Source organism: Enterobacter sp. PL_is511, from assembly GCF_055816065.1.
The window spans coordinates 116,875-136,715 of sequence record NZ_JBVPGP010000021.1 but is presented as its reverse complement, the minus strand read 5'-3'; the positions used below and the strand labels follow the sequence as shown (position 1 = coordinate 136,715).

The following is a 19,841-nucleotide window of genomic DNA, read 5'->3' as shown; positions in this document are numbered from 1 at the left end:
CTAGATCATCAGGGCAAAGGTTCCGGCCCAGACTAAAACAATCACCGAAATGCCCATAAAGAAATATTTCACGTTTCATCGCTCCGCGTATCTTGTGGTACGCATTTAAAAACAGAGTCCACCTGATTATAGAGAACTGAAATCCGGTCAAAACGGAAATGAGAATTTTCCCGTTACGCCGTTAACTCCAGTTCAGAATTCTGTGCTTTCCTGTTGCCAGACGGCGCTAATGTACGCCTAAAAATGAGGGGTGACAAGAGGCATTTTTTTAAATAATTTCCGTTACTTACGAGTGTCGTGGAACGGCGACAGTTTGATTTCGCATCGCAATAAATTCACTTTGGGCGACGCAACGAAAGAGGGCTTCTCAACGGGATGACAGGTGATTGAAAAGGTTAGTTTCTTAGCGAAACTAACCTTCCTGAAAGACTTAAATATAGAGAGAGGCTTCGCCAAGAGGGCGGGTTTTGAAACGGCGATGCATCCACAGATACTGCTCTGGCGCACGCATGATTTCAGTTTCGATGACTTTATTGATAAACGCTGCGGCTTCGCACTCGTTTTCCGGATAGTTAGCCATTTCAGGGGAGATGTGCAGACGATAGCCTGACTTATCTGCTTTTCTCACCATCGTTACGGTCAGCATGGAGGCGCCCGACAGACGCGAAATGACAAAGGTGCCGTTAGTCGTCGCAACGTCTTTCACCGCAAAGAAGGGCGCAAAGCTGCTGCCTTTACGTCCATAATCCTGATCGGGTGCAAACCAGACGGCTTCACCTTTCTTCAGAGCACCGACCATACCGCGCAGGTTATTACGGCTGATCATCGCCTTATTGGAACGCATGCGGCCACGCGTCTGGACCCACTCCATCAGCGCACTGTTGTGGGGTCGATAGGTCGCCATCATTGGCTGGCAAAGGCCCATCACGCGGCCACCCAGTTCCAGCGACATAAAGTGAACGCCGACGACCATCACGCCGCGTTTTTGCATCTGCGCGCGTTTAAGGTTATCCAGTCCTTCCACGTCAAACCACTTACGGACACGCTCATCCGGCCAGAACCAGGCCATGCCGGTTTCAAGCAGCGCCATGCCGATAGACTTAAAGTTTTCAGCGATGAGCTTCTCGCGCTCTTCGGCATTGTACTGCGGAAAGCAAAGCTCAATATTTTTCCGTGCGATGGATTCGCGACGTTTCAGGAAAACGCGGGAAGCGCTGCCCAGTTTCGATCCCAGCAAACGCAGAACAGGGTACGGAAGTTGAACCAGCAGCCAGAGTACGCCAAGACCAAACCATGTAAACCAGTAACGCGGGTGTAAAAACGCGCGTTGAAATTTGGATTGAGACAAAATAGTAAAACCTATGTGAAGCCTGTAAAGGTAGCGCAGGGTTTGCGATACGACGTGCCGATAAGACCGTTCTTCAAGGTGATGGTTGCAGGCTTTACCGAACTTTACGGCGTTGCCTGGCCACTGCTGATTTGGGCGGGCGGCGTAATGTAGCACCGTTATACGATATGTGCTATTACTCGTTTTTGATTAAAAAAGCGGCAGTTTGGAAGGTGCTTGATTTTACAGATTTTATAGGCAGTCGCATGAAAGCGCCTTTCCTGCCGAGCGAAAGGCAAAAGCGTTAGCGCTCAGAGGGAAGGCGTAAAGAAAAAAACGGCATAGTTGATTTGCGCCAAATTAAACATTTACGCCTTTATTTATTCCTCCGCATAATAAATAAGAATTTTCTTCGTGAAAATTCTTAAGCGTTATTCATACCATCAATGGAATAGTCATCTGCTTTCATCCATTCCTGTCTTCTTTTAATCGTGCCGCAATAAGATATTGTCGTTCTTTCGCGCTTTTTGACGTAATGCTGTGATGCAAATCAAAACAAGATGTTTTTATAAACATCTCTCTGGCTACAACCCCTTCTGCGATACAAATATTCGATTTGTGCGAAAAGAGCAGTTTCTTTTCCTGATTTAGTTGTCCTATTTACGATAATGTCTTAGTGGAAAATTCTTAAGAAAATTCTTGCTTCGGATTAATGATCTGTGTATTTGATTTTGTTCCGATCATTATTCTATTATTGCGCATCAAGAACGATACCGTGAAGTTGGCATAGCAAAACAAAGAGGGATGATTAGATGGCTGACAGTTTTCAGAATGAGGTGCCTAAGGCACGTATTAACCTGAAGCTTGACCTGCATACTGGCGGAGCAAGCAAGAAAATGGAATTACCCTTGAAATTGCTTGTTGCGGGTGATTTCAGTAATGGGAAGGAATCTGCGACAATATCTGAGCGCGAAAAGATTAACATCACCAAAAATAATTTTGACAGCGTTCTTTCCGAATATTCCCCAAAAGTTAACCTGGCCGTTAAAAATACGCTGTCTGACGATGGTGGTGAGGACAACATTCAGCTGACTTTCCAGAGCATGAAAGATTTCACGCCAGAGCAGGTGGCAGCACAAATTCCACAGCTGAAGGCGATGCTGGCGATGCGCAACTTGCTCCGCGATCTGAAAGCCAACCTGCTGGATAACCAGACTTTCCGAAAAGAGCTGGAGAAAATCGTTCTTGACCAGTCACTTAGTGCTGAGTTGCGAAATGAACTATCCGCACTGGCTTCAAAAAAACCTTAACCATCATGCTGTTTTAACGGATTAATCAAGGAATGCTCATGTCTGTACAAAATAATACTGCTGGCGGGGAAAGCGTGGTGCTGGAACGCCCTGGTGTGGGTGGGGTATACGCCTCACTGTTTGAGAAAATCAATCTGAACCCTGTCTCCGAGCTGAGCGCGCTGGATATCTGGCAAGATGCGCAGGCGATGTCGGATGCGACCGCTGACGAGCGTCTGACCGCAGGTATGCAGGTCTTTCTGGAATGCCTGACCAAGGCAGGCTCGAAAGTCGAAAAACTGGATAAAAGCCTGATCGATCACCACATCGCTGAGCTCGATTACCAGATAAGCCGCCAGCTCGACGCCGTTATGCACCATGAAGAGTTTCAGGCGGTTGAGAGCCTGTGGCGCGGCGTGAAGTCGCTGGTTGATAAAACGGATTTTCGCCAGAACGTGAAAATTGAGCTTCTGAGCATGTCTAAAGAAGACCTGCGCCAGGACTTTGAAGACAGCCCGGAAATTATCCAGAGTGGTCTCTATAAACACGCCTACATTGATGAATACGATACCCCGGGCGGCGAGCCGATTGCGGCGCTGATTTCCGCTTATGAGTTCGATGCTTCAGCGCAGGATGTCGCTCTGCTGCGCAACATCTCTAAAGTATCCGCGGCTGCGCATATGCCGTTCATCGGCTCGGCAGGCCCGAAATTCTTCCTCAAGGAGTCCATGGAAGACGTCGCGGCGATTAAAGATATTGGTAACTATTTTGACCGCGCAGAGTACATCAAGTGGAAATCGTTCCGCGATACGGACGACGCTCGCTACATCGGTCTGGTGATGCCCCGCGTACTGGGACGTTTGCCGTATGGCCCGGATACTGTTCCGGTTCGCAGCTTCAACTATGTTGAAGAAGTCAAAGGTCCGGATCACGACAAATACCTGTGGACGAATGCGTCGTTTGCCTTCGCGTCCAACATGGTGCGTAGCTTCATCAATAATGGCTGGTGTGTACAAATCCGTGGCCCGCAGGCTGGCGGTGCGGTTCAGGATCTGCCTATCCATCTGTATGACCTGGGTACCGGCAATCAGGTAAAAATCCCGTCTGAGGTCATGATCCCTGAAACGCGTGAATTCGAGTTCGCGAATCTGGGCTTTATTCCTTTGTCCTACTATAAAAACCGCGACTATGCCTGCTTCTTCTCAGCCAACTCCGCCCAGAAACCGGCGCTGTATGATACCGCAGATGCAACGGCCAACAGCCGCATCAACGCCCGCCTGCCGTACATCTTCCTGCTGTCGCGTATTGCCCACTACCTGAAGCTGATTCAGCGCGAGAACATCGGTACCACCAAGGATCGCCGACTTCTGGAGCTGGAGCTGAACACCTGGGTCCGCGGTCTGGTGACCGAAATGACCGATCCGGGCGACGAACTTCAGGCGTCTCATCCGCTGCGTGATGCAAAAGTGGTGGTGGAAGATATTGAGGAAAACCCGGGCTTCTTCCGCGTGAAGTTGTATGCGATCCCGCACTTCCAGGTGGAAGGGATGGACGTCAACCTGTCGCTGGTTTCCCAGATGCCGAAAGCGAAATCGTAAGGCGAGGGGTGATCAGGGATGAAAATTTACCGCCCACTTTGGGAGGATGGGGCCACTCTGGCCCCGCAACAGTTCCAGCAGCAGGTCCGCTGGAGTGAGCACGTTGCCAGCATGGTCGCCCGGATGGGTATTTCTCATCCCTGGGGCGTGGTTGCGGCAGAATTTGATGATGCTGCACTTGCGCTCTCGCGTCTGAATGCCATCCGTCTGGTCGTACGTTTCCTGGATGGCACGATTGTTGATACGGATCTGGCGGATAATATTCCGCCGGTCTGTGATTTGTCTGCCGCAAACGGCTCAGAGGTTGTTGAGGTGGTTGCCGCATTGCCGCTGCTGAGCGCCAGTGGTGGCAACCTCGATAACGGACAGGACAGTGAACGCCCGCGTCGCTGGAAAGCCGAACGTGTGGTGGTGCAGGAACTGGCTGGTCATGAAAGCGGGGAGTTGGCCATTTTGCGTCATGCGCTGACCCTGCGTTTGTCCAGCCAGGAAAATACGGCATACCTGACCTGTCCGGTGACCCGCCTGGTGCGTAATGCTCAGGGGCAGTGGAGCCGGGACCCGGCTTTCATTCCGCCGATGCTTTCCCTTTCTGCAAGCCCGTCGCTGGCCACCGAACTGGGTGACCTGCTGGTTCGTCTGCAGGCCCGCCGCCGTCGCCTGATGGCTATGCGCCGTGAAAGCAATGAGCGGATGGCAGACTTTGCTGTCGCGGATGTCTCCCTGTTCTGGCTGCTGAATGCGCTGAACAGCGCCGAGCCGGTGTTAACGGAACTTCTGCAGACGCCCGATCGTCACCCGGAACTCCTGTACCGCGAACTGACTCGTCTTGCCGGCAGCCTGCTGACATTCTCCCTGGAACATGACGCCGGGGACATTCCTGCTTATCAGCACGATGCACCGGAACGGGTATTCCCGCCTTTGCTGGCATTGCTGGACAAGCTCTTTGAAGCGAGCCTGCCGTCGCGGGTCGTAAGAATCCACCTCGAGCATCAGGACCAGATCTGGAAAGGTGCCCTGCACGACGCGCGTCTGCGCGAAGGGGCGGACTTCTACCTCTCAGTACGTTCTTCCATGCCGAACCATGAGCTTCAGACGAAATTCCCGCAGTTGTGTAAAGCGGGCAGCTTTGATGATGTTTCGGATGTGGTGAATGTAGCGCTGAGTGGGATGCTGATTAAGCCTTTGACGCATGTTCCGGCCGCTATCCCGTTGCGCCTTGAGAATCAGTATTTCTCGCTGGATCTGAGCAGTGAGGCGGCTCGCGCCATGCTTGAGATGGGCTGTTGCACCTTCTATACCCCGCGCTCGCTGGGGGATGTTGATCTCGAACTCTTTGCGGTGCTGCGTACATGAATAAATCTGAACTCAGCCAGATAGAACGTATTTTCTACCCGGGCTGGCTGATGGCCAGCCAGATACGGGGCGGTCAGGAAGTCCGTGACGGGGAAGAGCTATACCGGAGGGCCTGCCGTCTGGTGCAAGAGGCGAAAGCGGCGCTCACTGAGGCTGGTTACAGCGACATCAGCCGTGACCATATGGTGTATACCCTGTGTGCACTGCTTGATGAGAGCGTGATGAACCGGGGAACCACCGATGCTGGCTACCTGACCTGGCGCCGTGACCCGCTGCAGGCACACTTCTTTGGTACCCTCAACGCAGGTGAAGAGCTGTGGGAAAGGATCCGTAACCTGCTGAAAGAAACAGCCCCTGATACCGCCGTCCTGACCTGTATGTACCGGGCTCTGCAACTGGGGTTCGTGGGACAGTATCGCGCTCAGGATGATGAGCGTAGGGAAGATATTGTTCGCGCTCTCGCAGAGCGGGTGCCCGCCTTCACATTGGCACAAGATGCCCCCATTGTTGCCCGCGCATCGCGTCTGCGCAGCGGCCGTCGCTGGTACTGGCTGAGCTGGGTTGTGGCCGCTGTCGCCCTGGCAGCGCTCTGGTTCTTCCTTTCGTCTTCGCTTACCGAACTGGTAAGCCAGATCGTCAGGCCGGGGTAAGCGATGCGGGATATGTACCGAAGTCTGTTAACTGCCCTGGGTGCCATTCTGGCGCTGTGGCTCGTTCTGGGATTCTGGCCACTGTCCACGGGCAGCCGTGTAGCACTCGGTCTTCTGGTTGCTCTGGCGGCCGGAGTTATTTTCTGGTGCCAGCGTCGGGGTTCTCTGGCGAGGGCAACCGCTGTTCGTGAGATCGTGGATGAAAGCCTGCCGCCGGAAGATTTTCAGGGGGCGGTTATCTTTGTCTGTGGTGATAACGCTCCACTCTTTGTGTCCGGAACCCGTCACCGGGAAACCCGGCAGGGCTGGTATCTGTGGGTAAAGGATGCAGAGCAACTACCGCTCTTTGCACAGCACCTGAGTTTGGTGCGCCCGGCTCTGGTGTCGCAAATCTCGGTCATGCTGGCGGTTGTGCCTGAGCAGCACATATCCAGCGATGATTTTACCCAGTCTCTTCGGGGCTGGCAGCGTGCTGTCGTCCAGTGTCGCGCGGCATTCGGCACGCTCCCTCCATTATGGACCGTAACCTGGGTGTCACCACCGGCGGCGTATGCGGAAGCCGATCCTGTCTGGTTTACCACGGTAAGCCAGCGGAGCGGTATTCAGGTCTATCAGCCTGGTCAGGGCAATGTGTCACTGACGGAGTGGGCCCGGGATACTGGGTCAGACGGACGTTTTTCCCGTCTGAGTCAGATCCTGTGGCTGGACAGTCTGCTTGCCTGGCAGAAGAGCGCGGTGAATGACTTGTTGTCGGTACGGCGGGGTGAGTTACCCGTGTTGAAGCCCTGTGTGCAGGGCATGTGCATGGTGCGAGTGAACGGTATCGCGGGCAATCTCTGGCAACAGCACATTACCTCTGTGACGGCGCTGCCGCCGGATGCGGCCGTGACCACAGAGCCACTGCCGCTACCTGAACTGCTTCTGCCGGCGTTACCACGCCGACATGGTATTAGCCGTCGGAAGGTATTCTGGGGTTATGCCGGGCTACTCGGGGGCATTTTCCTTGCGTTGGCGATGCTGGCGTCCTGGATGAACAATCAGCGTCTCATCCGTAACGTTGGCGATCATCTTGCACTGTATCACCAACTGAGCGGTAAGCCTGTTGAACCGAAACTGCACGCGCAGCAGCGCCTGCGGGCTGATAGTGCGTTGCTCGACGACTGGCTGCGTCGTGGGGAACCACTACGTTATCGCCTGGGACTATATCAGGGGCTGCGCCTGGTTCCGCTCGTTGAGGCCGCTCTCAGCGACTGGGCACCTCCGCCACCGCCTCCACCAGTCATTAAGAAAATCATCCAGGGACCGAAAACCATTCGCCTCGACAGCATGTCGCTGTTCGATTCCGGCAAGTTCGTGCTGAAAGCGGGTTCCACCAGGATGCTGGTGAATTCACTGGTTGGCATCAAAGCGAAACCGGGCTGGCTGATTGTCGTCTCCGGGCATACCGATAACACGGGCAATCCGCAGCTGAACCAGACGCTGTCTCTGAAACGCGCCGAAGCGGTGCGCAACTGGATGCGTGACACCGGCGACGTGCCCGAAAGCTGTTTTGCGGTGCAGGGCTATGGCGAAAGCCGTCCTGTCGCAACCAACGACACCCTGGAAGGGCGTGCGCTCAACCGCCGTGTCGAAATCAGTCTGGTACCGCAGGCGAACGCCTGTCAGATACCCGGCAAACACCCGGCGCCATCGCAGGATGATGGCGCTTCACTACACAATGGAGAGTAATTCCATGGCAATTCCTGTTTATCTTTGGCTGAAGGACGACGGCGGCGCGGACATCAAAGGGTCTGTTGACGTTCAGGATCGTGAAGGCAGCATCGAAGTGGTTGCACAGGAGCATAACCTGTACATCCCAACCGACAACAACACCGGCAAGCTGACCGGCACCCGCATCCACACGCCGTTCCTGTTCACGAAGGAAATCGATTCCTCCAGCCCGTATCTGTACAAGGCGGTGACAACCGGTCAGACCCTGAAATCCGCTGAGTTCAAGTGGTACAAAATCAACGACGCGGGCCAGGAAGTGGAGTACTTCAACACCAAACTGGAAAACGTGAAGGTAGTGAAAGTGAATCCTGAAATGTATGACATCAAGGATCCTTCTAAAGAGAAGCACAACCACCTTGAACGCGTTGAACTGCGTTACGAAAAAATCACCTGGACCTACAAAGACGGCAACATCATTCATTCCGATTCCTGGAACGAACGCGCCACGGCGTAATCCTGATGCGGGCAGGTTTTCCTGTCCGCAGTTTTTTGCTGAGTGCCTGAGATGCGGGTACTCAGCAAAGAAAAAACAATCTGCCTGCCTGACCTTATGCGCTTTGGTGAACAGCGAGGGGCGGTAGCGTGTCCAGGAACCGACAAAGAGAGAATCTCATGGAAAATCCAGCCATCCTGTTACGTCGTCTGAACCCTTACTGTGCCCGAGCGATGGAAGGCGCAGCTTCGCTCTGTCAGACCCGTGCGCATGCCGAAATTCTGCCGGAGCACTGGCTGCTGAAGCTGCTGGAGCAGGGGGAAGGTGACCTGACGGTGTTGGCGCGTCGCTATGAATGGGATATGGATGGCATCTGGCAGGATTTGCTTGGCTGGCTCGACAGACAACCTCGCTCCGTGCGCCATCGGCCCCAGCTCTCTGATGACATCCAGACTCTGATGCAGCAAGCCTGGCTACTGGCCTCGCTCAATGGCGAAGAGCACATTCGCAGCGTCCATCTGCTGATGGCGCTGGTGGAAAAACCAAAACTGGCACGTTGTGACGGCCTTTGGCCGTTGTTAACGCTTGCTCAGAGCCAGCTGGAACGTCTGCGACCTTTGCTGGATGCGCAATCGGATGAGCGTCCGGAAATGCAGCGCGAAGCCGAGCTGGCACAGAATCATGGTGGTGAGGTGGAGTTTGTCGGGCGTCCGGCTGGTGCGGAAATGAAAGAGGGGGAACTGAGTCCTGCGCTGCAGAACGCGCTGGATAAATTCACCCTCGACGTCACCGCCAAAGCGAAGGAAGGGAAGATCGATCCGGTGTTTGGCCGTGACACAGAAATCCGCCAGATGGTGGATATCCTCTCTCGTCGCCGCAAAAACAACCCGATTCTGGTCGGTGAGCCGGGCGTGGGGAAAACCGCACTGGTTGAAGGTCTGGCGTTGCGTATTGCCGAGGGTAATGTGCCTGAATCACTGAAAACGGTCACTCTGCGTACCCTTGACCTGGGCCTGCTGCAGGCCGGTGCAGGCGTGAAAGGCGAGTTCGAACAGCGGCTGAAAAACGTTATCGATGCGGTGCAGCAATCCCCGTCCCCGGTCATGCTATTTATTGATGAAGCGCATACCATCATCGGCGCGGGCAACCAGGCAGGGGGCGCCGATGCAGCGAACCTGCTAAAACCGGCGCTGGCGCGTGGCGAACTGCGTACCATTGCGGCCACTACCTGGAGCGAGTACAAGCAGTACTTCGAACGCGACGCGGCCCTGGAGCGTCGTTTCCAGATGGTAAAAGTCGATGAGCCTGACGACGACACCGCCTGCCTGATGCTCCGTGGTTTGAAATCCCGTTACGCCGAGCACCATCACGTGCACATTACCGACGATGCGGTGCGCGCTGCTGTTACGCTTTCCCGCCGCTATCTGACGGGCCGCCAGTTGCCGGACAAGGCGGTTGATCTGCTCGACACCGCCGCAGCGCGCGTCCGCATGAGCCTCGACACGGTGCCGGAACAGCTGACCTGCATTCGCTCGCAGATTACCTCACTTGAAATAGAGAAGCAGGCGCTGCTGGAAGATATTGCTGTCGGCAATCAGAGCCATGGTGAACGCCTGACCGTCATTGAGCAGGAAGAGAACGCTCTCATCGTTGCTCTCGACGAGCTTGAAACGCAGTACGGGCAGGAATTGAAACTCTCCGAACAACTGCTGGAAAGCCGCCAGGACATCTCCCGTCAAAGCGAGACGCACGCGCTGCAGCAGGAACTGAACGGCATGCAGCACAGCAACCCGCTGCTCTCTCTGGATGTGGATGTACGCACCGTTGCCAACGTGATTGCTGACTGGACAGGCGTTCCGCTGTCATCGCTGATGAAAGATGACCAGACCGAACTGCTGATCCTGGAAAATGAAATGGGTAAACGTGTCGTCGGGCAGGATGTAGCGCTCGCGGCCATCGCCCGGCGTTTGCGTGCGGCAAAAGCGGGTCTCACCTCCGAGAATGGCCCGCAGGGCGTATTCCTGCTGGTGGGGCCGAGCGGCGTGGGGAAAACTGAAACCGTGCTTGCGCTGGCCGATGTCATGTACGGCGGCGAGAAGTCACTTATTACGATTAACCTCTCTGAATACCAGGAACCACATACGGTTTCCCAGCTAAAGGGCTCGCCGCCGGGCTACGTCGGTTATGGCCAGGGGGGGATCCTGACCGAAGCCGTGCGCAAGCGACCGTACAGTGTGGTTTTGCTCGATGAAGTCGAAAAAGCCCACCGCGACGTGATGAACCTGTTTTACCAGGTCTTTGACCGCGGCTTTATGCGCGACGGTGAAGGGCGTGAAATCGACTTCCGTAACACCGTTATTCTGATGACCTCTAATCTTGGCAGCGACCACCTGATGCAGCTGCTCGACGAACAACCGGAGGCCAGCGAAGGCGATCTTCACGAGCTGCTGCGTCCGATACTGCGCGATCACTTCCAGCCCGCGTTGCTGGCCCGCTTCCAGATCGTCATTTACCGTCCGCTGGCGGAAGCGGCTATGCGTACCATCGTGGAAATGAAGCTGTTACAGGTTAGCAAGCGCCTGCATCGACACTACGGCCTGAGCACGCACATTGATGAAAGCCTTTATGACGCGCTGACCTCAGCCTGCCTGCTGCCGGACACCGGCGCACGCAACGTCGACAGCCTGCTCAATCAGCAAATTCTGCCGGTGCTGAGCCAGCAGCTGCTCACGCACATGGCCACGAAGCAGAAGCCACACAGCCTGACGCTGGGCTGGGATGACGAAGAAGGGATTGTGCTGGCGTTTGATTAACTGGTTTATCTAAAGGGTAGCAATTATGGACAGCGCAAAAGAGATTGCCAGAGATATGCTTGAGGCCATTCATATCGATGGGGCTGGGTTTATCGGTGCTGTGGCGAAAGGTGTTATTTCCTTACCCGTCAGCCTTGCCTATCTTGGCTATGATTTTATAGATACGGAACACCGCAGAGAGAATCAGGATGATAAATTTCGGTTAGCAGCACTGGTTAAAAAAGTAACTTTTAACGATGAGGTTATTTATAAGGTTATTAAACCATTTATAGATGATTTTGTTTCTCATGTAGATACGCATAAAATTTCATATTTTTCAAGAAATATATCTGGTAGTGTTATAGGTAAAATGATGTTCTCGCAGTTTACGGGGGGTAACCTCGGAAGGGCGATTATATCTCAAGGAGTTGGTGCCTTTTTTTCTGGTTCTGTTGCTGGTGGTGTATTGGGAGTTGGTGCTGAAGCATCAAGATCTATTTATACATCGCGGTACTTGCGTGAAAGAAACCCCATAATGTATGAGAAATTATACAGTATGGGTGATTTTGATCTTTTTTATTATCTTGTTGAGGACATTGTTAGGCCTTATGAGACGGCTTGTGAAATTGAAAAGATAAATCCTGAAGAGTTTAATAATGTCTGCGAATACTTCTTTGGGGGTTTATGAATATAAAAGATTTTATACTTATCATTGTTTCACGGATCGTAGCCAGTATCGGGATGACGCTAGGAACTATCAGTATGGTTTACTCTTTCTACTGTTTCTTTTTTTCAGCCGATCCTTACCGCTTTATTCTGGGTGGGGCAGGTATAGTAGCCTTTCTCATAGGTTATGGACTTTATAAATTCGCCTTGAAATATATTTATGATGAATGGGAACATTATAGGTAATATTTATAATGTTTGTTGAGTTTGGTTCTGTTTAATATCATTCTAACCCAGGACAGGAATTATAGAAATGGAAAATACATTTAAAATGACAGAGGGCATCCTTAATCGCTATAAACTGGATATTCCTTCCTGCCCTTATCCATTGGATGTGGAACGTTTTGATGGTTTAGAACAAATGAGTGCTCTCTATCATTACACCATTCGTTTTACCAGTTCACATCCGGATCTTACGGCTGAAATGATGTTAAGTAAAACCGTTACCCTGAGCATGGGGGTGGGGAAACTATTAGATTCTGTTGTCGGTAAAATTGTTCATGGTGTGGTGACAAATTTCCGACGCCTGACCGGTTCACGCGATCAGGTTGCGTATGAAATTATTCTGGAACCTTTTATATCCTTACTGGATAAGCAGTTTCGTACTCACCGTTTCTTCGTCAATAAATCAGTGCCTGAAGTGGTAGAGCAAATTCTTGGTGAGCATGGTTTGAAGGGGTGGGAATATGAATTCAAGCTTAAACAAACCTACCCAAAACGGGAACAGATAAATCAGTACCAGGAAAGTGACCTCGCGTTTATCGAACGTCTGCTGGCTGAGGTGGGGATTTTTTACTTCTTCACCCTTCAACCGGATACCCAGACTGAAGTGGTGCACTTTGCGGATAAGCAGAGCGCCTGGACATTCGATAAAAAACTGCCACTTAACAGCCCTTCGGGCACCAATGACAATGCCGTTGACTCGGTGTGGGATATCCACGTCTGGCACAACGTGGTGGAACGTTCGGTCACCGCCAGCGACTATAACCATCGCGAAGCGCAGAATATTCTGACGTCCGTCCCGGCAGACATGACCCGGGGCGACGGTGACGGTATCACTTATGGTGATGTGTATCACTATCGTCCGCGTCACCTCGAGCGGGGTGACAAAATTACCCCTGCAACCGAAACCGGTAACTTCTGGGCTCGTCTGGAGCATGAACGTTTTTTGTCCGCCCAGACTACAGTGACCGGCAGCAGTACGGACCACACCCTGGGCCCGGCGCAGGTTCTTACCATTACCGAAACCGCTATCTCGCCGACACTACCCCGTGAAACGGAGAATGGTGTTGTTATTATCCGCACTGGCTACTACGGCAGCCGTAAGAATGCCTTGAAAGTGACATGGGTAGCGATGCCGTACTACGAGAACCGATGCTGGCGTCCAGCCGCGAAAAAGCGTCCGGTGGTCAGCGGCACCCTGATGGCGCGTGTGACCAGTGCCAAAGATAACGACATCTACGCCTGGCAGGATGCATCCGGCATGTACCGGGTGAAGTTTGATGCCGACCGTGATGATAAAAAGCAGGGCATGGAAAGCATGCCAGTGCGCTTTGCCAAGCCTTATGGTGGGGACAAATACGGATTCCACTTCCCGTTGATCCAGGGTACTGAAGTCGCCATTGCCTTCCATGAAGGCGATCCGGATCGGCCGTATATTGCCCATGCCATGCACGACTCCCGCCACGTCGACCACGTCACTGAGGCCAACAGCACGCGCAATGTTATCCGCACAGCCGGCCTGAACAAGCTGAGGATGGAGGACAAGCGGGGTGAGGAGCATATCAAGCTCAGCACGGAGTACGGGGGTAAGACGCAGCTTAATTTAGGACACCTGGTTAATGCAGAAAGGGCATTGCGCGGTGAAGGCGCTGAGTTGCGAACGGATGACTGGGTGAGTATCCGGGGTGGAAAAGGAATTTTCATAAGCGCCGATGATCAACCCAAAGCGCAGGGAAAAATGTTGGATATGAATGCAGCTGTTGCACAGTTACAGGACGCGCTACAGCTGGTGACCTCCCTGGCAGAAAGCGCCAAAGCATCCGGAGCAATGGAAGCCGATACGGGGTCTCAACAACAGCTTGGTAAGGTTCTTGCGCAATTAAAAGGGGCTGGACTACTGGCTTCAGCGCCTGCCGGTATTGGTTTTGTGACACCAAAAAATATCCAGATTTCTGCAGGTCATACGCTGACTGCAACTGCAGGTGAGAATGTGGATATGGGCATAATGAAAAAACTCACTGTAGCTGCGGGTGAAGCCATAAGCTTATTTGCCCAAAAGATGGGGATGAAGATATTCGCCGCAAGAGGCAAAGTGGATATTCAGGCGCAAACCGATGCCATGCGACTTCAGTCTGACAAAGCAATGAACCTCAACAGCGTCAGCAGTGAGATTGTGTTGAACGCGGCTCAGGGAATAACCCTGACTAGTAAAGGTGGTGCCTATATAAAAATCAAAGACGGCGCAGTGGAAATCGGAGCTCCCGGTAAAATAGATCTCAAAAGCGGGTCTATCTTATGGGGGGGAAGTGCGTCGCTTGAACAGGCTCTTTCTCCTGTGACGGTGAGTGATCCCGAGTTTCATAATCCTATGAATGGTGGATTCCAAATAAAAGATCAGGCTAATAATCAGCCTAAACCGTACATTCCTTATCGGATCGAGACAGAGGATGGACAGGTTATTCGTGGCGTCACGGATGAGAATGGATATACACAGGCCCATTATGGTGTGGATCCTAAAGCAATCAAATTATTTTTTGAATAATCAGGGGGGGATAGTGAACAAACAAGGAACACCCGTTGCGGAACATTCTTTAAGTAAAGTCGAAAAAAATGTTAAAGTTGTTCTGCACAAGTCATGTCAGTGTTATTTTCGCATAGAGACGCTTGAGTTAATTTTTATTGATGAGGGCGATGCCGCGGAGCTTGAAAAACTGATGAGCAAGCTTAGCGAGGTAATAGATAAACAACATAAGGCCAAGATCAATTATTCTCAGGCAATAGAGGATTATGGTAATAATCTGAAAGATATTGCGAATAAAGATAAATTGCCTGGATATGAGGATAAGATCACTACGGCTGAAGCTGCTCTCGACAAAGCAACGAAAAATCTTCAGGCTGAACTAGGTGAATTTGATGAGAGTACGGGTTATAAACCCGTGATTGAGATGATTCCTGTTCAACCCTTAAATAAAGGAATGTTTGGACGTTGCTACTCTTATATAAAACAGTCTGATTATGACGCGCTTAAAAGCAAATTTACTATTCTTTCGGTTGATACATTCAGCGGTGATGCGATCTTTACTAAGGATGATAAAGGCAATATTACCGGAATCAATATCGGTGCGTTAAAAACTAAGCTAGTTGCTGCACAAAATGCCATCAAGCAGATGATGGATAACACCATGACGGTCAGTGGAGATATTAGCTATGAAGCTACGCTGACTGAATGGGCTAATGCATGGAATAATCAATATAAAGAATATAGTAAAGACGGTAATTATATTGATGTTTCTGCTGGCGCGCAATTCTTGAGGCTTACGGCTAATGCCTCAACGTTGAATACCTGGAACCCGGATACGGGGAATGTACATATTAAAGGCGAGGCGAAAGCGGCTTTGACCGTCTTTTGCGGCAAAGTGAATTCAACTATTTATGTTCCAGATCGGGTCGGCTGGGAACTAAAATTTATGGTAAGTGATACCAAGGAAGCGAAAATTGGGATTTTGAGAGCAAAGATTGAGGGGGAGTTGAGGGGGTATGTAGGCGCCTCGGCGCAGGCGGAAGGCAACCTGCAGTTTGTTACGTTTGGTAATAAGCAGTTGCTGATGGGAAACCGAACGCCTGGTTCGCGTTTCGCTACCCGAAAAAAAGAAGGCGTAACAATTAAAGACAGCAAAGAGAACCCAAAAGGGTTGGAACTTAAAGGGGAAGCCTTTGGTGGCGCAAAAGTCGGTGGTAGCATGGGGGGGGCTTTGCAATGGTTAAAGCCTTTCGATTCGCTGGTTGACGAACTCCCGAATATGTTGCATACCTTTGGGCTGGATTCTCCGGCGCTAAAAGAAATTCTTCCTCCCATTAGTCAGTCAGAGAAGAAAAAAGGAGCGTATCTGGGGGAATTTCAGGATTTCGCTTCGCTAACTCTTGGGGGCGATGCGGAGTTAGGCATAGGTTTGAGTGGTGAATTTAAAGTCCGTTTCGTAAAAGGTAAGTTCAGATTCCATATTAAAGGTAGCCTCTGTCTGGGCGCAGGTGCGAAAGGCGAGGTAGAAGGTGAAATTACGCCTGAACTGTTTCCTGAGTTTGCTATCTGGGTTATTTATCAGTTATATGGCATTGATTATAAGCATTTGACTATAATTACTAAAGAAGCGTTTATGGCGTTATCTTATGTTTTGATTATGGGGGGGCGAGCTATTTATGAGGAATATTATAAGAGTATTTCTGCTGAATTTGAAGATATAAAGTCGGATTTTAATGATTTTATTGATAAAATATCAACGCAGCTAACTGATGCCAAGCGTAGATCAACAGAGCGTAATGATTTTGCGAACGTGATTAATGCTAAGCCTGGCAGTGTGTATCTATTTTATCCTGAGGCAAAGGGTATTGCTCTATATATCCTTATGGGTGACGGTGCATATGACCGTATAGATATCAATAATCAGGGGGATGGTTTTTTACCTGACCCCAATAAAAATAGAAAGAAAGCTGTATTACATATTTTGTCCAGCATTCAGACGAAGCGGGAATGGAAGAAGGTGTTGACACGCATAACAAAAGATGGAAGCGTCCGCCCTGGCAAGGAAGAGGCAATCGTCAAGCTAGCTCAGGAAGATTTAGCAATATTCTTACAGATAGGATTCAACCGGGATAAAGAACTCGAGGCTATTATTGATAAGTTAAACCTGAGGGATTTTGATGAAGTCATGAGTCGCCTGAAAAATAGCCCTGCCTACGGATATGCATTCTCACCGAACTGTTCGAAACAGTATTTTTTACACTGTGACGAAAACCCGTTTTATTCCTCGTTATGTCATTTTGTGCCTGTAGATACCCAGTATAACCAAAAATGGGAGAGAAATGAATAATGTCAAAAAATCGTCTGGGTAAATATAGTCTCATTTTAATGGTTTTTGTCAGTGGTTGTGATAATTCAGCGAGTGCAATAAAGCATACACCGCAAGAGAAAGCAGAGATTCAGCGCTATCTAAGCCGTGTTAAAGCGGATTTAGTCTATGTCCATGGGGGTACCTTCTGGATGGGCGATTTCTGCAAGAAAATGAGGGATGGTGGTCCCTACTGCTCACCAGAGAAAGACACAAAACCACTTCATGAAGTAGAACTCAGTAGTTATTCGATAGGTAAATTTAAAATCACACATGAAGACTATAATTTTTATCTAAAAAAGGCAGGTTTGCCAGAGAAGCGTTTCGAAAAAAAATGGAGGAATGATATATTAGCTGAAATGACGCACTTTAATAATAGTCCTGCTATAGTAACCTGGAATGAAGCAAATAACTACTGTAATTGGTTGAAATATGAAACTGGATTACCCTTTTCCCTCCCCACTGAAGCCCAATGGGAATATGCCGCACGTAGCCGTGGAAGGAATATTTTAGTGGCAACGGATGATGGGGTTTGGCGAGAAAATGAGAAAAATGGAGAAGGAGAAAACTATGCAACTGATGAAGACCGAAATAAAGTTGAAGAACGGTTTGGGGTAAATGGTTTGCTTGTGTTTTTTCCAGTTGATAAGTATCCACCAACTTCATTCGGTTTATATGGCATGGCAGATAATGGTTATGAATGGGTTAAGGATTGGTATGACCCTGAATATTATCAACACTCCCCAAGGAAAGATCCTCTGGGGCCAGAAAAACCTGTTGTTAAAGATGAGGATACCGGGCAGTACTGGAAGGTGCGGCGCGGAGGAGATCATCCGGATCCTACTGGCGATGTTGGTCTGACTTTTTTCCGCGGTTATAATATTCCAGATAGTGATTACCCTGATGGCACAACAGTCCGATGCGTGGTTAATAATGCGGAGCCTGTAAATTGAAAAATATAAAAAAGCAATGGAGTATTTTATTGGTTCTTATTATTTGCGGTTGTGATGATTCAACGAACTCAATAAAACATACCCCGCAAGAACAAGCAGAGATTCAGCGCTATCTAAGCCGTGTTAAAGCGGATTTAGTCTATGTAAAAGGAGGGACTTTCTGGATGGGCGATTTCTGCAAGAAAATGAGGGGAGACGGCCCATACTGCTCTTCAGAAAAAGATACTAAACCACTTCATGAAATTGAATTGAGCAGTTTTTCCATAAGTAAATTTAAAGTTACCCATGAGGACTATAAGTTCTACCTCAAAATTAATAATCTGCCTGCCCAAATATTCGACAAAAAATGGAAGAATGCTACATTGGCAGAAATGAATCATTTCAAAAATAGTCCAGCCATAGTGAATTGGACTGAAGCCAATAATTACTGTGTTTGGTTGGGAAGGGTAACTGGTTTACCCTTTTCACTCCCGACTGAAGCTCAGTGGGAATATTCTGCTCGTAGCCGTGGTCAGTATATTCTTGTAGCAACTGATGATGGTGTGTGGCGAGAAAATAAAAAAAATGGGAAGGGAGTAAATTATGCTACGGATGTGGATCGCCAGGCTGTAGAGGATATGGTCGGGATTAATAGCACATCCGTTCATTTTCCCGTCAATGCATATCCTCCATCGCCTCTTGGACTTTATGGCATGGCCGATAACGGTTATGAGTGGGTGAAGGATTGGTATGATCCTAATTATTATAATGTAGCCGACAAAAAAAATCCGCAAGGGCCTGAGAAACCTGTTATTAAGGATGAGCGAACAGGCCAATACCGAAAAGTATTGCGTGGCGGTAATAACCCAGACCCCACCGGTGATGTAGGATTAACATTTTACCGTGGTTTCAGAATTACAGATAACCCTTATCCTGTTAGCACTACGGTTCGATGTGTAGTTAATGCACCTGACCCAATAAAAGAATGACTGACTCACTTTTACTAATGTTCATTTATAAACACTTCAGGTATTTATAACGATAATAACAGGAGGTGATATGAATAGTGATCGAGTTATTCCTCTTTCGGAATTAAAATGTCGACTTATGGAATTGAATCAGGATGGCGGTATTCCGTTTTCTGTAATTGAGCAAGGAGATAAGCTAGTTGCTTCATGGAAGATTGTGGATGCGAAATGGATCGAGTTATTCGGCGTTGATGGCCTGAAGAAGCAATACAAACTGACATTGATTTTTAATGAAGCAAAGAACAGAGTGAGTTACAGAGAAAAATCAACCGATATCGAAACTGAACTAAGCATTGAGGCAGTGGGTTTAAAAAAACAAGTTCAATGGGGTAGTCGCAAAGAATTTAGTTTTGAAAAATCCTGGGGGATAAAAAAGATGGGGCGATTGGAGAACAGTATTCTTATAAATTTAGTTCATCAGATATAAAGAGTCCTGTATTTAGTATTGTCAATGGCTCAGGTTGGGAACTCAAAAAAAGCTTGGTGGATAAATATCGCTCCATATTTCTCTGGCTTATCTTTATCGCGATGGTGTTACTCGGGGCTATGTATTATCTGGTTTAAAGGAATAATTATGCAGGGTGTAATTCGAATTAATGATAAAACGACTCACGGTGGCACTGTAATTGAAGGAAGTTCCGGTGTGAAATTTATGGGGTTAGAGGTTGCTTGTCTGATGGATAAAGTAACCTGCCCTATGCATGGTCAAACGTTTATTGCAGAGGGCGATGAAGGTTCAAAAATTAATGGCAGACCTGTTGCATTACATGGCCATCGCTGCGGCTGTGGTTGTACGCTCATTTCTTCATTACTTGTTGCCGGAAAACGTTAA

The 19,841-nt window shown here is 49.7% G+C and carries 17 protein-coding genes; 15 read left to right on the top strand and 2 right to left on the bottom strand.

Going from position 1 to position 19,841, the window contains the following annotated elements:
- Both ypdK and lpxP read right to left on the bottom strand, forming a co-directional pair.
- Nucleotides 1-72 carry a membrane protein YpdK gene (ypdK, locus tag AC0TN7_RS09990; RefSeq protein ID WP_099458937.1) on the bottom strand — a complete coding sequence of 24 codons (72 nt, stop codon included), beginning with the start codon at nt 70-72 and terminating at the stop codon, nt 1-3.
- Nucleotides 73-430: 358 nt separating this feature from the next.
- Complete coding sequence (gene lpxP / locus AC0TN7_RS09985; protein ID WP_024907634.1) at nt 431-1,351, bottom strand: kdo(2)-lipid IV(A) palmitoleoyltransferase; 921 nt, start codon at nt 1,349-1,351, stop codon at nt 431-433.
- 12 nt (nt 1,352-1,363) lie between these two features.
- Between lpxP and AC0TN7_RS09980 the strand changes: the two genes are divergently transcribed.
- The 15 genes from AC0TN7_RS09980 to AC0TN7_RS09910 all read left to right on the top strand — a co-directional run bounded on the left by AC0TN7_RS09980 (nt 1,364) and on the right by AC0TN7_RS09910 (nt 19,841).
- The gene (locus AC0TN7_RS09980; RefSeq protein WP_196761053.1) at nt 1,364-1,501 is read left to right on the top strand and encodes a hypothetical protein; all 138 of its coding nucleotides are present in this window, start codon (nt 1,364-1,366) and stop codon (nt 1,499-1,501) included.
- A gap of 638 nt (nt 1,502-2,139) precedes the next feature.
- A complete protein-coding gene (tssB, locus tag AC0TN7_RS09975) occupies nt 2,140-2,637 on the top strand; it encodes a type VI secretion system contractile sheath small subunit (RefSeq protein WP_148770420.1) in 498 nt (165 codons plus the stop codon).
- Between the two features lie 32 nt (nt 2,638-2,669).
- Nucleotides 2,670-4,214, top strand: coding sequence for a type VI secretion system contractile sheath large subunit (gene tssC, locus AC0TN7_RS09970; RefSeq protein WP_473702118.1), 1,545 nt, complete (start codon nt 2,670-2,672; stop codon nt 4,212-4,214).
- 18 nt (nt 4,215-4,232) lie between these two features.
- Nucleotides 4,233-5,570 (top strand): type VI secretion system baseplate subunit TssK, encoded by a 1,338-nt coding sequence (gene tssK / locus AC0TN7_RS09965; RefSeq protein WP_417927646.1) that lies wholly within the window; start codon nt 4,233-4,235, stop codon nt 5,568-5,570.
- Complete coding sequence (tssL, locus tag AC0TN7_RS09960) at nt 5,567-6,220, top strand: type VI secretion system protein TssL, short form (protein ID WP_248165305.1); 654 nt, start codon at nt 5,567-5,569, stop codon at nt 6,218-6,220. The genes tssK and tssL overlap by 4 nt, the downstream gene beginning before the upstream one ends.
- A 3-nt stretch (nt 6,221-6,223) precedes the next feature.
- Complete coding sequence (locus tag AC0TN7_RS09955; protein ID WP_024907639.1) at nt 6,224-7,948, top strand: OmpA family protein; 1,725 nt, start codon at nt 6,224-6,226, stop codon at nt 7,946-7,948.
- 4 nt (nt 7,949-7,952) lie between these two features.
- The gene (gene hcp, locus AC0TN7_RS09950) at nt 7,953-8,444 is read left to right on the top strand and encodes a type VI secretion system effector Hcp (protein ID WP_023325816.1); all 492 of its coding nucleotides are present in this window, start codon (nt 7,953-7,955) and stop codon (nt 8,442-8,444) included.
- A gap of 158 nt (nt 8,445-8,602) precedes the next feature.
- The gene (gene tssH, locus AC0TN7_RS09945) at nt 8,603-11,236 is read left to right on the top strand and encodes a type VI secretion system ATPase TssH (RefSeq protein WP_463727082.1); all 2,634 of its coding nucleotides are present in this window, start codon (nt 8,603-8,605) and stop codon (nt 11,234-11,236) included.
- A 25-nt stretch (nt 11,237-11,261) separates the two neighbouring features.
- Nucleotides 11,262-11,903 (top strand): hypothetical protein, encoded by a 642-nt coding sequence (locus AC0TN7_RS09940; RefSeq protein ID WP_248165301.1) that lies wholly within the window; start codon nt 11,262-11,264, stop codon nt 11,901-11,903.
- Between the two features lie 291 nt (nt 11,904-12,194).
- Nucleotides 12,195-14,705 carry a type VI secretion system Vgr family protein gene (locus AC0TN7_RS09935; RefSeq protein ID WP_024907642.1) on the top strand — a complete coding sequence of 837 codons (2,511 nt, stop codon included), beginning with the start codon at nt 12,195-12,197 and terminating at the stop codon, nt 14,703-14,705.
- Between the two features lie 13 nt (nt 14,706-14,718).
- Entirely contained in the window at nt 14,719-17,031 is a 2,313-nt protein-coding gene (locus tag AC0TN7_RS09930; RefSeq protein ID WP_473702117.1) for a hypothetical protein, read from the top strand.
- Entirely contained in the window at nt 17,031-18,002 is a 972-nt protein-coding gene (locus tag AC0TN7_RS09925) for a formylglycine-generating enzyme family protein (protein WP_463727083.1), read from the top strand. The genes AC0TN7_RS09930 and AC0TN7_RS09925 overlap by 1 nt, the downstream gene beginning before the upstream one ends.
- Complete coding sequence (locus AC0TN7_RS09920) at nt 17,999-18,970, top strand: formylglycine-generating enzyme family protein (protein ID WP_228117548.1); 972 nt, start codon at nt 17,999-18,001, stop codon at nt 18,968-18,970. The genes AC0TN7_RS09925 and AC0TN7_RS09920 overlap by 4 nt, the downstream gene beginning before the upstream one ends.
- Nucleotides 18,971-19,040: 70 nt before the next feature.
- Nucleotides 19,041-19,436 (top strand): hypothetical protein, encoded by a 396-nt coding sequence (locus tag AC0TN7_RS09915; protein WP_024907646.1) that lies wholly within the window; start codon nt 19,041-19,043, stop codon nt 19,434-19,436.
- A gap of 147 nt (nt 19,437-19,583) precedes the next feature.
- On the top strand, nt 19,584-19,841 hold the full coding sequence (locus AC0TN7_RS09910) for a PAAR domain-containing protein (protein ID WP_071994475.1): 258 nt from the start codon (nt 19,584-19,586) through the stop codon (nt 19,839-19,841).

Coding starts and splice junctions, on each gene's coding strand:
- tssB (WP_148770420.1), top strand. CDS start 2,140: ATGGCTGACAGTTTTCAGAATGAGGTGCCTAAGGCACGTATTAACCTG.
- tssC (WP_473702118.1), top strand. CDS start 2,670: ATGCTCATGTCTGTACAAAATAATACTGCTGGCGGGGAAAGCGTGGTG.
- tssK (WP_417927646.1), top strand. CDS start 4,233: ATGAAAATTTACCGCCCACTTTGGGAGGATGGGGCCACTCTGGCCCCG.
- tssL (WP_248165305.1), top strand. CDS start 5,567: ATGAATAAATCTGAACTCAGCCAGATAGAACGTATTTTCTACCCGGGC.
- AC0TN7_RS09955 (WP_024907639.1), top strand. CDS start 6,224: ATGCGGGATATGTACCGAAGTCTGTTAACTGCCCTGGGTGCCATTCTG.
- hcp (WP_023325816.1), top strand. CDS start 7,953: ATGGCAATTCCTGTTTATCTTTGGCTGAAGGACGACGGCGGCGCGGAC.
- tssH (WP_463727082.1), top strand. CDS start 8,603: ATGGAAAATCCAGCCATCCTGTTACGTCGTCTGAACCCTTACTGTGCC.
- AC0TN7_RS09940 (WP_248165301.1), top strand. CDS start 11,262: ATGGACAGCGCAAAAGAGATTGCCAGAGATATGCTTGAGGCCATTCAT.
- AC0TN7_RS09935 (WP_024907642.1), top strand. CDS start 12,195: ATGGAAAATACATTTAAAATGACAGAGGGCATCCTTAATCGCTATAAA.
- AC0TN7_RS09925 (WP_463727083.1), top strand. CDS start 17,031: ATGTCAAAAAATCGTCTGGGTAAATATAGTCTCATTTTAATGGTTTTT.
- AC0TN7_RS09915 (WP_024907646.1), top strand. CDS start 19,041: ATGAATAGTGATCGAGTTATTCCTCTTTCGGAATTAAAATGTCGACTT.
- AC0TN7_RS09910 (WP_071994475.1), top strand. CDS start 19,584: ATGCAGGGTGTAATTCGAATTAATGATAAAACGACTCACGGTGGCACT.